This window comes from Nocardia sp. NPDC024068 (assembly GCF_040638875.1).
Lineage (GTDB): Bacteria > Actinomycetota > Actinomycetes > Mycobacteriales > Mycobacteriaceae > Nocardia.
The window spans coordinates 480969-494020 of the sequence record NZ_JBEZYU010000001.1; the positions used below are offsets into that span (position 1 = coordinate 480969).

Below are 13052 nucleotides of genomic sequence, written 5' to 3' on the forward strand. Positions count from 1 at the left end.
GGCGGACGCGGAGGAGGCGACGGTGACCGACGGTCCGAAGCTCCCCGCACCCGCACCGGCCCGCGCGGTACTGTTCGGCCTGCCGCCGGTGGGACGCCGGCTGCCCGGCGCGGTCCGCGCGGCGGTGGCATTCGGCGCGCCCGCACTGCTCGCGGTGGCACTGGGCCACGAACAGCAGGGCCTCATGGCCGCGACGGGCGCACTGGCGGTGATCTTCGGCGAAGGCCAGGCCTACCGGCGGCGGCTGCGGATAGTGGGGACGGCCGCACTGTCGTTGATCTGTGTGGCGTTCGCGGGCGGCCTGGTGGGGCATCTGGTTCACCGGCAGCTCGACGCCGGCGGGTCGCACTGGTGGCAACTGCTGCTCGTGATGCTGATGTCGGCGGTCGCGGTGGCCGCGACTTTCGTGAACTCGGCGCTGCGCCTGGGGCCGCCGGGCGGGTTCTTCTTCGTTCTGGCCGCCGGAGTCGGTGCGCTCATCGCGGGTCACGGAGTCGCCCCGGACCAGATCGCGCTGTGGACGGCGACAGGCGGGGTCAGCGCCCTGATCGTCGGTATGTCGGCGGCGCTCACCACCGCCCGGCCCCCGGAGGAACGCGCGGTGGTGGACGCGGTCGCCGCCGTCGACGGGTATGCCGGCCTCGATCCCGCGACCGCCGATCGCACCGCCGCGCGCTACTCGACCACGATGAAAGTGCGCACCGCCTGGACCCTGCTCGACGACGCCGGACGCACCGAGAGCGACCTCGCGGGCACGCTCGACCACGCGCAGCGGCGGTTCGCCGCCGCGCTGTACCGCGATCACGAGGGCGACGACGAGTCCGATCTGCTGTTCGATACCGGACACCCCGCGCCGACCCCGCGCCCCTCGCTGCGCTACCGGATCCTGCGCTCGCTATCGCCGGACAGCCATGCCGCGGTCTCGGCGCACCGCCTCGCCCTCGCCGCCCTGGCCGCCGGCTGCCTGACCGTCGCTCTCGACCTCGGGCGCCCCGATTGGGCGGTGCTCACGGTGACAGTACTGCTGCATCAGGGCCCCGACCGCGTCCGCGGCACCTACCGCGGAGTGCACCGTATCGGCGGAACGGCGCTGGGTCTGGTGCTGTTCGCCGGGCTCTACGCGTTCGAGCCCCGGGCGTGGGCGCTGGTACTGATCCTGATGGCGCTGCAATTCGCGATCGAACTGCTGGTGGCCCGCAACTACGGTCTCGCGGTCGTTTTCATCACGCCGCTGGCCCTGCTGATGGGCGGCGGCGGAACCTACGGCGATGTGTTCCCGGTCTTGCGGGACCGCCTCATCGAGAGCGTGATCGGGGTGGTGATCGGCCTGGCGGCGCTGTGGTCGGTCGACCGCCGGGCCCACCGGCGGGTGCTGATACGCGACGACCAGCGGGTCACCGAGGCGCTCGACCGGCTGCTCCGGCTGATCGCGCGTCCGCCGGGCGAACGCGCGGAGGTTCCCACCGGACGGCGGGAACTGGAATTCGAACTGATGGGCTCGACCCTGGCCGCGATCGACGCCGCGCACAACGAACCCGGCTGGACCCACGGGCACTGGACCCGCCACCAGCGCATCCGCCGCCTCGGACACCGAGTGCTGGCCGCCACCTGGCGGCTCTCACCCGACTCCCCCACCGATACCGCGCGGCTGGACCGCTGGTCGCGTGAGCTCGCCGAACTGGCCTGATCGATCAGGTCAGCGCGAGCACCCGGCACGGCCCACCCGTGCCGCCGATATGTTTGGGGGCGCCGACCACGATCGTCGCTCCCGCGGGCGGCACCGCCGCCAGGTTCGCCAGCATCTCCACCCCGTAGCGTCCGGAACCCAGAATCGCGGTATGCGCCGGGAAGTCCTGATCGGCGGACCGGTCCAGGCTGAGGGTGTCGGCCCCGGCACCGACGATCCCCCGCTCGGACACCAGGAAATCCGCGGTATCTCCGGCGAACCCCGGGGCGTGCGGAACACCGTTGCCGTCCAGGCCCACGAATTGCTCCGGTGTCGCCAGGCGCCGCTCCCAGCCGGAATACATGGCCACGAACGCCCTTTCGGGGAGACGCCCGTGCCGCGACTCCCACTCGGCGATATCGGCGAGGGTCACCACGGCCTCCGGATCGCGCTCCGCGCGGGCGCTGATATCGACGACCGCCAACGGGGCCACCAGATCCTCGGCGACCAGGGCATCGGTGGTGGCGGCACCGGAGCGCCGGTGCACCGGGGCATCCAGATGGGTGCCGGTGTGCTCCCACAGTGTGAGCATGTTCTGGTTGAAACCGCCCATCCGGTCCCAGGCGACCGGCACCATCGCGAACGGCGGATTACCGGGCCACACGGGTGTCCGCGAACTCAGTGGATGGGTGAGATCGACTACGGCGCCACGAGGTTCGCGCGCGGCGGCCGGAGCGGCCGACGCCGCCAGTACCGCGGCTGCCGACAATCCGAAGAACGCGCGGCGCCCGGCCCGGGGCGCCCGGGCGACGGTATCGCGGACGGTGCCGATGATCTCCGGTGCGCACATAACGGCGCAGCCTACGCCCGCGTACCGCGCGGCGGCCGGATTCTCCTGCGTGGGCCCGGCCGTGTCCGCGATATCTCCCGCGCTCAGGGGACTATCGGTTGACCCAGGATCTTGTCGAGGTCGGCGGGGTCGCCGGTGACGGTGAGTCCCGCCTCGGCGGCGGTCACCCGGCCCCACAGCAGGAGCGCCAGCCCTTCGGCCGGACCGGACACCCGCACCGCGATCTCGCCGCCGGCGCCCGGTTCGCCGAGCACCCACTCCGGTGTGCCGTCGAGGTCGGTCGCGGTCAGCGCCAGTGCTGTGGGCAAAGGCGCCATCCGTCCGGTGCCCACCTGGCGTGGATAGAACACGGTCAGCACCTCCTCGACGGTATCCGCCCAGACCTCGGGCACCGCCCGGACCAGGCCGAGCGCGCCCCGGCCCGCGATCGCCGCGCGCAGATCGTGGGCGTGGACAAGGGTTTCGTGCACCTGACGGCGCTGCCAGAACGACACCGGGCCCTCTCCGATGGGCTCGGGATGGGCCAGGATCCGGGCGGTGGCCGCCGGGTCCAGTTCGGCCAGCGTTTCGCGGAGTTCGGTAGCGCAGGAGGAATAGTGCGCGACGAGGTCGAACGGCCCATCCCCCAGCGGTTCGGCCCTGTGCGCCCGCGCGTTCGCCGCGGCCCAGTGATGCACGAACGCCAGATGTTCCACCAGATCGCGGACGGTCCAGTCGCCGCAGCGCGGCACCGGCGCCGAGGGATCCGCGTCCGGGATGGAGGCGAGGAACTCCCCTTGGAAATCGGCCAGCAGCAGCGGGAAGTCGAGACTCACCGGGGTACCCATGGGGCCAAAGGTACCGTCCGCCGACGTTGCCCGCCCATCGGAAACAGCGGCCGGTGACCGAACTCATCGTGGCTCCCGGCCCGGGCGGCACGGTCGCCGGACGGGGTCGCGGGGTCGGATAACCTGCAGTCATGCTCGCCGATACGCCGTCACCGCGTCCGTTCAGCACCATCCGGTGGACCGCGGCGCAGCAGCGGACCATGACGGCGGCGCTGGATCTGTTCGGCATGCACGGGGTGAGCGGTACTTCGCTGCAGATGATCGCGGATATGGTCGGGGTGACGAAGGCGGCGGTCTACTACCAGTTCAAGACCAAAGAGGAAATCGTCATCGCGGTCGCCGCGAACGAACTCGCCATCCTCGAGGACGCGCTCCTCGCCGCGGAGGCGGAACCCGAACGACCCCACGCCCGCAGGGTCCTGCTGACGCGGGTGATCGATCTCGCCGTCACCCGGCGACGCTGGGTGAGCACACTGACCAACGATCCGGTGATCATCCGGGTCCTCGGCGAACACGAACCGTTCCGCCACTTCATGAGCCGGCTCTACGCGGTGTTGCTCGACGAACGCGAGGCCGACGATACGGTCGCCCGGGTCTCGGCGGCGGTGCTGTCCGCGGCGATCGCCGGCTCGGTGGTCAACCCGCTGGTCACCGAACTCGACGACGAGACCCTGCGCACCACCCTGATCCAGCTCACCCAGCGGATGCTCGATCTGCCGGACCCGCCGAACGGCTAGGCCACCCGGATACCGGGAATGCGGGCGGTTCGGCCCATCCCGTCGACGGGCTTCCCGCGGAGTGTCAGCCGATCGGGAGGCCGGGGTCCAGCAGGAACGGCAGCAGGAAGGTGCGCAGCAGAGCCCGCTCCTCATCCTCCCCGGCGGGCGGCAAGGTCAGCAGCGAGACCATCACCCGCACCGCCCACCGGCCCAGCCGCTCGGCCGCGGCCGGCGACAGATCGTGCCGGAACCGCGCGACGAAGGCGGTGACCAGCGCGTCGATCACCGTCGACGAATCCGACAGTCGCGCCACGATGCCCGCGTTCGCCGGGTCGAACCAGACGGCCAGATGCGGAGTCTTGCGGGTTTCGGCGAGCGTGGCGACCAGGCCGTCCAGTAGCCGTTCGGCCCGATCCGGCCCATCCAGGGGATGTGCGCGCCAGACCCGTTCGATCAGCTGGGTCGCCTCCCGGCCGGCGAAGGCGACGTAGAGCGTCTGCCGGTTGTCGAAATACCGGTACAGGGTGGCCCGTGAGCATCCGGCCGCCTCGGCGACCTCGGCCATCCCGACCGTACCGGCGCCCTTGTCGATGACCAGGGCGCGTACGGCATCCAGGATGCGTTCGGCCGCGAGTTCGGTCCGGCCCTCGGCCAGCCAGTCACCGCCCACGGCACACCCCCGCGGCGACCCGGTTCAGGCCGTGCATCGGAACGGGACACCGGTCGGCCGCCGCACGTACGGTCCGGGCGCGTAGGTCACGGCATCGATATCGACGGAATAGTCCGGGAACCGGTCCAGCAGTTCCTCCAGCGCGACCCGCGCCTGCATCCGTGCCGCGGCCGCGCCCAGGCAGTGATGCGGGCCGTGACCGAAGGTCATGATGCGCTGCGGATCACGGTCGATATCCAGATCCGCGGCATCGGCGCCGAAGGCGCGTTCGTCGCGGTTGGCCGATCCGTACACCAGCAGTACCTTACGGCCCGCCGGAATCGTCACGCCGTCCAGTTCGACATCCCGGGTGGTCGTACGGGCCAGACCCTGCACCGGTGAGGTGAGCCGGGCCAGCTCCTCGATCGCGACCCGGATCCGCTCGGGGTCGGCGGCCAGCGCGGCGCGCTGCTCCGGGTTCTGCTGCAACAGCTGCACCGCGCCACCCAGCAGTCCGGTGGTGGTGTCGTTGCCGCCGGCCACCATGGTCCAGGTGTAGGCGAGGATCTGCACCAGACCGTCCACATCGGATTCGTCGCCCGCGAACCCGGCCTGGACCAGCAGTGACACCGTATCGTCGCCCGGGTCGGTGCGGCGCCGGGCGATCAGCTGGGCGAAGTAGGCGAGCATCTCCATGGAGGCGGCCTGGGCGTCCGCGGTGCGCTGGGTACTGGCCGCCACCACCGCGTCGGTCCAGCCGTCGAACCGGTGCCGGTCCTCTTCCGGGACGCCGAGGTAGTACGCGACCACCATCGTCGGCAGCGGTTTGAACAGTTCCGCGACGATATCGCCGCCGCCCTGCCCGGCCAGCCGGTCCAGCCGTTCCCGCACGTAGCGGCGCACCACCGGTTCGACCTCCGCGACCTGGCGGGGGGTGAATCCGCGCGCCACCAGTTTGCGGAACTCGGTGTGCTCGGGCGGATCCTGCATCACCATCGGCGGGTTGCCGGTGAGCCCGATCTGTTCCAGCTCCCCGTATTCGACGGTCAGTCCCTGACCCGAGGAGAAGGTGGCGACGTCACGGGCCGAGTTGTAGACGTGCTCGTGCCGGGTGAGCACCCAGTAGTCGTTCTCGGGTCGCTGCGCGGGTACCGCCCGGTGGACCGGATCGTGGTCGCGCAGCGCGGCGTACATGGCCCACGGTGCGCGCCAGGATTCCTCGGAGCACAACTCGAATCGGGCGGGCCGCTGAAACGTTTCTGCCGTCATGTTCCGACAGTAAGACAAAAATTCAATTATGTCTAACATCGGTCCGGCGGCACCTCCGCGTGGCCGGGCATGGCGCAAAGCCTCGCGCCGATCCCGCGCCGGGGGCATAGTTGGACGCGGCACAGTTGAACTCAGGGCGAACACAACCGTGGCCGCCCCCGCGCAGTGGCCCTAGCGTGAACGGGCCGCAGCGGCGCACGGCCGCGGCAGGCCGGAACGCGCGCTGCCCGAATCGGATTCACCGCGCACCCCGGCGCGATCGGCTGTACACCCACCGACAGGAGACTTCGCGATGACCGATTCCACCCCACCGGCCGACCCCTCCGCCGCCTGGAGTTTCGAGACCAAGCAGATCCACGTCGGGCAGGTCCCGGACGGCACCACCAGCGCCCGTGCCCTGCCGATCTACCAGACCACCTCGTACACATTCCGCGATACCGAGCACGCGGCGGCGCTGTTCGGGCTGGCGGAGCCGGGCAATATCTACACCCGGATCATGAATCCGACGCAGGACGCGGTGGAGCAGCGCATCGCGGCCCTCGAGGGTGGCGTCGCCGCCCTGCTGCTGTCGTCCGGTCAGGCCGCCGAAACCCTGGCGATCCTGAACCTCGCCGGTGCCGGTGACCACATAGTCTCCAGTCCGCGCCTGTACGGCGGCACCTACAACCTGTTCCACTACACGCTGCCCAAACTGGGTATCGAGGTCTCGTTCGTGGACGATCCCGACGATCTCGGCCAGTGGGCCGCGGCGGTCCGGCCGAATACCAAGGCGTTCTACGGCGAGACCGTCTCCAACCCGCAGAACCATATCTTCGATATCCCCGGGGTGGCCGAGGCCGCGCACACCGCGGGCGTACCGCTGATCGTCGACAACACGGTCGCCACCCCGTATCTGATCAAGCCCCTCGAGCACGGCGCCGATATCGTCGTGCATTCGGCGACGAAGTACCTGGGCGGGCACGGCGCGGCCATCGCGGGCGTGATCGTCGACGGCGGCACCTTCGACTGGACCGTCCGCGCCGGTGACGCGCCGCGCTTCCCCGGGTTCACCGAACCCGACCCGAGCTACCACGGCGCCGTTTTCGCCGACCTCGGCGCGCCTGCCTTCGCATTGAAGGCGCGGGTACAGCTGCTGCGCGACCTGGGCGCGGCCATCGCCCCGTTCAACGCCTTCCTGATCAGCCAGGGTCTGGAGACCTTGAGCCTGCGGGTGGAGCGGCATGTCCAGAACGCGCAGGCGGTGGCGGAGTTCCTGGCCGGCCGGCCGGAGGTGACCACGGTGTCCTATGCGGGTCTGCCGTCCTCGCCCTGGTACGAGCGCGGTAAGCAGCTGGCGCCGCGGGGTACCGGCGCGGTGGTCGGGTTCGAACTGGCCGGCGGGGTGGACGCAGGCAAACGGTTCGTCGAGGCCCTGACCCTGCACAGCCATGTCGCCAATATCGGTGATGTCCGCTCGCTGGTGATCCATCCCGCCTCGACCACCCACTCCCAGTTGACTCCCGAGGAACAGCTCAGTTCCGGCGTCACGCCCGGCCTGGTGCGGCTCGCGGTGGGAATCGAGGGCATCGACGATATCCTCGCGGATCTGCGCGCCGGATTCGACGCCGCCGGGTAGCGTCCGCTCCCGCCCCACCGGAAAGCCGGGCCCGCCACGTGGCGGGCCCGGCTTTCCGTTTCCGTGCACCGGAACCGGATGACCGGGCCGGGGCGGTCGGCCCGCTCAGATCGGCACGCAGGGAGTGCCCGAGGAATAGACGTGCAGGACACACCGCACGGCCAGGATCACGGCCTGGAGCAGATCGAGCGGCTGATAGTCGAACGGATGCATGGACGGTCCTCCGCGGGGTGATCGGCAGATCCGAACTGGTGGTCGTTCCGCGCGTGCGGTCTCCGTACAGGGTGCGCTCACCGGTCCCGGTGGCGGCGCAATTCGAGGTCACGATCCGAATATGTCCGCGCGCCGGAACGTGGCGGCGGCACGCAAGGAACGCGTCAATGCCGGAAGTGCGGGCGTAAAGGAGCCGTCAACGTCGGCGGCGCCGGGTCCCACGGCTCGTAGTTTCGATCCGGTTCGGCAGCCGCAGCCGGTTCGGTTGTGTCGCGCTGCCCCAGGTTCCCGGAACGGAGGCGACAGTGTCGATCCTGGCCTTTCTCTTGGTCACGATCGCGGTATTCGGTGTGCTCGGTGTGGTGCAGCGGATGGTGGAGCGATTGTGAACGTCGTCAATGCCGTGGGACTCGTCCTGGCTGTTCTGGTGACCGCATTCCTGGTGGCCGCCCTGCTGTTTCCCGAGAGGTTCTGAGTGAGTACCACCACCGCGGGGATCGTGTTCCTCGCTGCCCTGGTGATCGCGCTGGCCGTGGTCCACGTCCCGCTGGGGGACTATATGTACCGCGTCTACACCCGCACCGGGCACTCCCGTTTCGAACAGGCGGTCTACCGATTGATCGGCGCCGATCCCGACCGTGAACAGACCTGGGGCGGATACGCCCGCAGTGTTCTGGCCTTCTCCGCCGTCGGCGTCGTCTTCCTGTTCGCGCTGCTGCTCGTCCAGGACAAACTGCCCTTGTTCCCGCAGGACCCGGCCACCCCGATGACCGCGGCGCTGGCCTGGAACACCGCGGTCAGTTTCGTCACCAATACGAACTGGCAGAACTACTCGGGCGAGTCCACGCTCGGCCATCTGGCCCAGGCCGCCGGGCTGACCGTGCAGAATTTCGTCTCGGCCGCGGTCGGGATGGCGGTCGCGATGGCCGTGGTCCGCGGTCTGGCGCGAGCCCGGGCGGGGACACTCGGCAACTTCTGGGTCGATCTGGTCCGCGGTACGGTGCGCATCCTGCTGCCGATCTCCGCCGTGGCCGCCGTGGTACTGATCGGCGGCGGAGTGATCCAGAACTTCCACCTGCACGATCAGGTAGCGGCGACACTGAACGGTACTCAGCAGACCTTGCCGGGCGGGCTGGTCGCGAGCCAGGAGGCCATCAAGGACCTGGGCACCAACGGTGGCGGATTCTTCAACGCCAACTCCGCGCACCCCTTCGAGAATCCGGTCGCGTGGACCAACTGGCTCGAGATCTTCCTGCTGATGGTGATCGCCTTCTCGCTGCCCCGGACCTTCGGTCGCATGGTCGGCAGCCGGAAACAGGGTTATGCGATCGCGTCCGTGATGGCCGTACTCGCCCTGCTCAGCATGACCTTCGTCAGCCTGTTCCAGCTCCAGCACCACGGGACCGTGCCGACCGCGGTCGGAGCCGCCTCCGAGGGTGTGGAACAACGCTTCGGGGTGGCCAATTCGGCGGCCTTCGCGGCGGCCACCACCCTGACCTCGACGGGCTCGGTGGATTCGATGCACGACTCCTATACGAGCCTCGGCGGCATGGTGCTGATGTTCAATATGCAACTCGGGGAAGTCGCTCCGGGCGGGGTGGGGTCGGGTCTCTACGGAATGCTGGTGCTCGCGGTGATCACCGTATTCGTCGCCGGACTGATGGTCGGGCGCACGCCGGAGTATCTCGGTAAGAAGATCACCCCGCGCGAGATCAAACTCGCCGCGGCGTACTTCCTGGTGACGCCGGTGGTCGTGCTCGTCGGCACGGGACTGGCGATGGCGATGCCCGGTCAGCGCGCGTCCATGCTGAACTCCGGACCGCACGGCCTCTCGGAAGTGCTGTACGCGTTCACCTCCGCCGGTAACAACAACGGCTCCGCGTTCGCGGGTCTGTCCGGTAACACCGAGTGGTTCAACACCGCGCTCGGCCTCGCCATGCTCTTCGGCCGGTTCCTCCCGATAATCCTGGTGCTGGCCCTGGCCGGTTCACTGGCCCGGCAGGGCACCACCCCCGCCTCGGACGGGACCCTGCCGACCCATCGACCGCAGTTCGTCGGCCTCGTCGTCGGGGTCACCGTCATCCTGGTCGCCCTCACCTTCCTGCCCGCGCTGGCGCTCGGGCCTCTCGCCGAAGGAATCCATTGATGTCCGCTCCCACTGTCGAAAAGGCCGGTGTGGCGCCCGGACCGCAGTCCGGCCGGAGCCGCGGCCGCGGCGGCCTGCTCGATCCGCGCATGCTGGCCGCCTCGCTGCCACAGGCCCTGCGCAAACTGGATCCCCGCACCCTGTGGCGCAATCCGGTGATGTTCATCGTCGAGATCGGTGCCGTGTGGGCGACCGTGCTCGCCGTCACCGATCCCGGTTTCTTCGCCTGGGCCATCGTGGTGTGGTTGTGGGCGACCGTACTGTTCGCCAATCTCGCCGAGGCCGTCGCGGAAGGTCGCGGTAAGGCGCAGGCCGATACGCTGCGCAAGGCCAAGGCCGATGCGGTGGCCCGGCGACTGCTCGGCTGGCAGGCCGGCGCGGCCGGTGTCGAGGAAAGCGTGCCGGCGCCCGAGCTGCGTCGCGGCGATCATGTCGTGGTCGAGGCGGGCCAGGTGATTCCCGGCGACGGCGATGTCGTCGAGGGCATCGCCTCCGTGGACGAATCCGCCATAACCGGCGAATCCGCGCCGGTGATCCGGGAATCCGGCGGCGACCGGTCGGCGGTGACCGGCGGTACCACGGTGCTCTCCGACCGGATCGTCGTCCGGATCACCCAGGAACCGGGGCAGAGCTTCATCGACAAGATGATCGCCCTGGTCGAGGGCGCCGCCCGGCAGAAGACGCCGAACGAGATCGCCCTGAACATCCTGCTGGCGGCCCTGACCATCGTGTTCGTCATCGCGGTGGCCACCCTGCAGCCGCTGGCGATCTTCGCCAAGTCGAACAATCCCGGCGTACCGGACGGCCCGGCGCTGGACGCGCACGGGATCACGGGGATCGTGCTGGTCTCGCTGCTGGTCTGCCTGATCCCGACCACCATCGGAGCGCTGCTGTCGGCCATCGGGATCGCGGGGATGGACCGGCTGGTGCAGCGCAACGTACTCGCGATGTCGGGTCGCGCAGTCGAGGCGTCCGGTGACGTGAACACTCTGCTGCTGGACAAGACCGGCACCATCACCCTCGGTAACCGGCAGGCCGCGGATTTCGTCCCGGTCGGCGATGCCGTGGACGCCGCGCGACTGGCCGACGCGGCACAACTGGCCAGCCTCGCCGACGAGACTCCCGAGGGGCGGTCGATCGTGGTCTACGCCAAGGAGGTCTTCGGTCTGCGGGAACGCACACCGGGCGAGCTCACCCACGCCCACTGGGTACCGTTCACCGCCGCCACCCGGATGTCGGGGGTGGACGTGGACGACCACCGGTTGCGTAAGGGCGCCGCCAATTCGGTCGCCGACTGGATCCGCGCCGAGGGCGGCACCGTTCCCGCGGAACTGGACCGCGTCGTCGACGAGATCTCCGGTTCGGGGGGCACCCCCCTGGTGGTGGGCGAGGTTCGCGACGGCCGGGCGACTGTTCTCGGCGTCATCCACCTGAAGGATGTGGTGAAAGACGGAATGCGGGAACGCTTCGCGCAGATGCGCCGGATGGGCATCCGAACCGTGATGATCACCGGCGACAACCCGCGCACCGCCAAGGCCATCGCCGACGAGGCCGGCGTGGACGATTTCCTCGCCGAGGCCACCCCGGAGGACAAGCTGGCGCTGATCAAACGCGAGCAGCAGGGCGGCCGGCTGGTCGCGATGACCGGCGACGGCACCAACGACGCGCCCGCGCTGGCCCAGGCCGACGTGGGTGTGGCGATGAACACCGGGACCTCGGCCGCCAAAGAAGCCGGGAACATGGTGGATCTGGACTCCGATCCCACCAAACTGATCGAGATCGTCGAGATCGGCAAACAGTTGCTGATCACCCGCGGCGCGCTGACCACATTCTCGATCGCCAACGATATCGCCAAGTACTTCGCGATCATCCCGGCTCTGTTCGTGGGCCTGTTCCCTGGCCTGGATCTGTTGAACGTGATGCGACTGGCCAGCCCGCAGTCGGCGATCCTGTCCGCGGTGATCTTCAACGCCCTGGTGATCGTCGCGCTGATCCCGCTGGCGCTGCGCGGGGTGCAGTACACGCCCAGCAGTGCGTCGAGCCTGCTGAGCCGCAACCTGTCGATCTACGGACTGGGCGGGATCATCGCGCCGTTCCTGGGGATCAAACTCATCGACCTGCTCGTCCAGTTCCTTCCCGGGATGGCCTGATATGCGTATTTCCGAACTCATCCGACAGCATGTCGCGGCGCTGCGCGCGCTGCTGGTGCTGACCGTGCTGACCGGCCTGCTCTACCCCGCCTCGGTATGGGCGCTGGGACAATTACCGGGCCTGCACGACAAATCACACGGTTCCCTCGTATGGGACGACGGCCGGATCGCCGGCAGTTCGCTGATCGGCCAGTCCTTCACCGACGCCGACGGCGCACCCATCGCGTGGTATTTCCAGAGCCGGCCCTCGGCGGCCGGTGCCGGATACGACGGGCTCGCCTCCGGCGGCAGCAATCTCGGCCCCGAGGATATCGTCGACACCCCCGCCGACCCGGCTCTCCTCGCGGCCGGATCCGACCCCGAGGCGGCGGGTTTCGCGCCGAGCCTGCTCACCCGGGTCTGCACCCGCAGCCACGAGATCGGCCTGCGCGAAGGCCTGGACGGATCGCGCCCGTTCTGCACGCCGGACGGCGTCGGTGCGGTATTGGCCGTGCTCGGTGACCATCACCACGACGGGACTTTGACCCCGCGGCGGGTGGTCAGCGTGAACGAACCCTGTGCCGCGGGCCGGCGGACTTCGGTGTTCCGTACCGAGTACCAGGGTGTGCCGGTGGAATGCGCGCGCTACGGCGAGGACTACTCGGCGGGCCGGATCGTTCCGGTCAGGGGCGACGCCCCCGCGGATCCCGCGGTCCCCGCCGACGCGGTGACCAGCAGCGGCAGCGGTCTGGACCCGCATATCTCGCCCCGTTACGCCGAGATCCAGACCGCCCGGGTGGCCGCCGCCCGCGGTATCGATCCGGCGGCGGTGCGGGATGTGATCGCGGCCCATACCACCGGCCGCGAGCTCGGATTCCTCGGCGAACCCCGGGTGAACGTCCTGGAACTCAATCTCGATCTGGATCGCCGTTACCCGGTATCCGGCACCGCCGCGGGCGCGTGAACCGT

At 69.5% G+C, this 13052-nt stretch carries 11 protein-coding genes; 7 read left to right on the forward strand and 4 right to left on the reverse strand.

Annotated elements, in window-relative coordinates; translation table 11 throughout:
* The first annotated feature begins 22 nt into the window (after positions 1 to 22).
* Positions 23 to 1687, forward strand: coding sequence for an FUSC family protein (locus AB0F41_RS02075; protein ID WP_357420814.1), 1665 nt, complete (start codon positions 23 to 25; stop codon positions 1685 to 1687).
* A gap of 4 nt (positions 1688 to 1691) precedes the next feature.
* Here AB0F41_RS02075 and AB0F41_RS02080 read toward each other — a convergent pair whose 3' ends face one another.
* Positions 1692 to 2516 (reverse strand): cyclase family protein, encoded by an 825-nt coding sequence (locus tag AB0F41_RS02080; protein ID WP_357420815.1) that lies wholly within the window; start codon positions 2514 to 2516, stop codon positions 1692 to 1694.
* Positions 2517 to 2599: 83 nt separating this feature from the next.
* Complete coding sequence (locus AB0F41_RS02085) at positions 2600 to 3343, reverse strand: maleylpyruvate isomerase family mycothiol-dependent enzyme (protein WP_357420816.1); 744 nt, start codon at positions 3341 to 3343, stop codon at positions 2600 to 2602.
* Positions 3344 to 3474: 131 nt separating this feature from the next.
* On the opposite strand from AB0F41_RS02085, the gene AB0F41_RS02090 reads away from it, so the two are divergent.
* Positions 3475 to 4080 (forward strand): TetR/AcrR family transcriptional regulator, encoded by a 606-nt coding sequence (locus AB0F41_RS02090; RefSeq protein ID WP_357420817.1) that lies wholly within the window; start codon positions 3475 to 3477, stop codon positions 4078 to 4080.
* Positions 4081 to 4144: 64 nt separating this feature from the next.
* Here the strand turns inward: AB0F41_RS02090 and AB0F41_RS02095 are convergent, their stop codons facing one another.
* Both AB0F41_RS02095 and AB0F41_RS02100 read right to left on the reverse strand, forming a co-directional pair.
* A complete protein-coding gene (locus AB0F41_RS02095) occupies positions 4145 to 4732 on the reverse strand; it encodes a TetR/AcrR family transcriptional regulator (protein ID WP_357420818.1) in 588 nt (195 codons plus the stop codon).
* A 24-nt stretch (positions 4733 to 4756) separates the two neighbouring features.
* Positions 4757 to 5980, reverse strand: a complete 1224-nt coding sequence (locus AB0F41_RS02100; RefSeq protein ID WP_357420819.1) for a cytochrome P450 — start codon at positions 5978 to 5980, stop codon at positions 4757 to 4759.
* A gap of 292 nt (positions 5981 to 6272) precedes the next feature.
* Between AB0F41_RS02100 and AB0F41_RS02105 the strand changes: the two genes are divergently transcribed.
* From AB0F41_RS02105 to AB0F41_RS02125, 5 genes are all read left to right on the forward strand, one after another.
* Entirely contained in the window at positions 6273 to 7595 is a 1323-nt protein-coding gene (locus AB0F41_RS02105; RefSeq protein WP_357420820.1) for a bifunctional o-acetylhomoserine/o-acetylserine sulfhydrylase, read from the forward strand.
* Positions 7596 to 8193: 598 nt separating this feature from the next.
* Entirely contained in the window at positions 8194 to 8283 is a 90-nt protein-coding gene (locus AB0F41_RS02110) for a potassium-transporting ATPase subunit F (RefSeq protein ID WP_082681168.1), read from the forward strand.
* Positions 8284 to 9954, forward strand: a complete 1671-nt coding sequence (kdpA, locus tag AB0F41_RS02115) for a potassium-transporting ATPase subunit KdpA (RefSeq protein ID WP_357420821.1) — start codon at positions 8284 to 8286, stop codon at positions 9952 to 9954.
* A complete protein-coding gene (kdpB, locus tag AB0F41_RS02120) occupies positions 9954 to 12104 on the forward strand; it encodes a potassium-transporting ATPase subunit KdpB (protein ID WP_357420822.1) in 2151 nt (716 codons plus the stop codon). The genes kdpA and kdpB overlap by 1 nt, the downstream gene beginning before the upstream one ends.
* A gap of 1 nt (position 12105) precedes the next feature.
* Positions 12106 to 13047: a potassium-transporting ATPase subunit C gene (locus AB0F41_RS02125; protein WP_357420823.1), complete on the forward strand. Its 942-nt coding sequence runs from the start codon at positions 12106 to 12108 to the stop codon at positions 13045 to 13047.
* Positions 13048 to 13052: the final 5 nt, after the last annotated feature.

Excerpts from the sequence above, each read along its gene's own strand:
- kdpB (WP_357420822.1), top strand. The coding sequence starts at position 9,954 with ATGTCCGCTCCCACTGTCGAAAAGGCCGGTGTGGCGCCCGGACCGCAG.
- AB0F41_RS02100 (WP_357420819.1), bottom strand. The coding sequence starts at position 5,980 with ATGACGGCAGAAACGTTTCAGCGGCCCGCCCGATTCGAGTTGTGCTCC.
- AB0F41_RS02080 (WP_357420815.1), bottom strand. The coding sequence starts at position 2,516 with ATGTGCGCACCGGAGATCATCGGCACCGTCCGCGATACCGTCGCCCGG.
- AB0F41_RS02090 (WP_357420817.1), top strand. The coding sequence starts at position 3,475 with ATGCTCGCCGATACGCCGTCACCGCGTCCGTTCAGCACCATCCGGTGG.
- AB0F41_RS02105 (WP_357420820.1), top strand. The coding sequence starts at position 6,273 with ATGACCGATTCCACCCCACCGGCCGACCCCTCCGCCGCCTGGAGTTTC.
- AB0F41_RS02085 (WP_357420816.1), bottom strand. The coding sequence starts at position 3,343 with ATGGGTACCCCGGTGAGTCTCGACTTCCCGCTGCTGCTGGCCGATTTC.
- AB0F41_RS02125 (WP_357420823.1), top strand. The coding sequence starts at position 12,106 with ATGCGTATTTCCGAACTCATCCGACAGCATGTCGCGGCGCTGCGCGCG.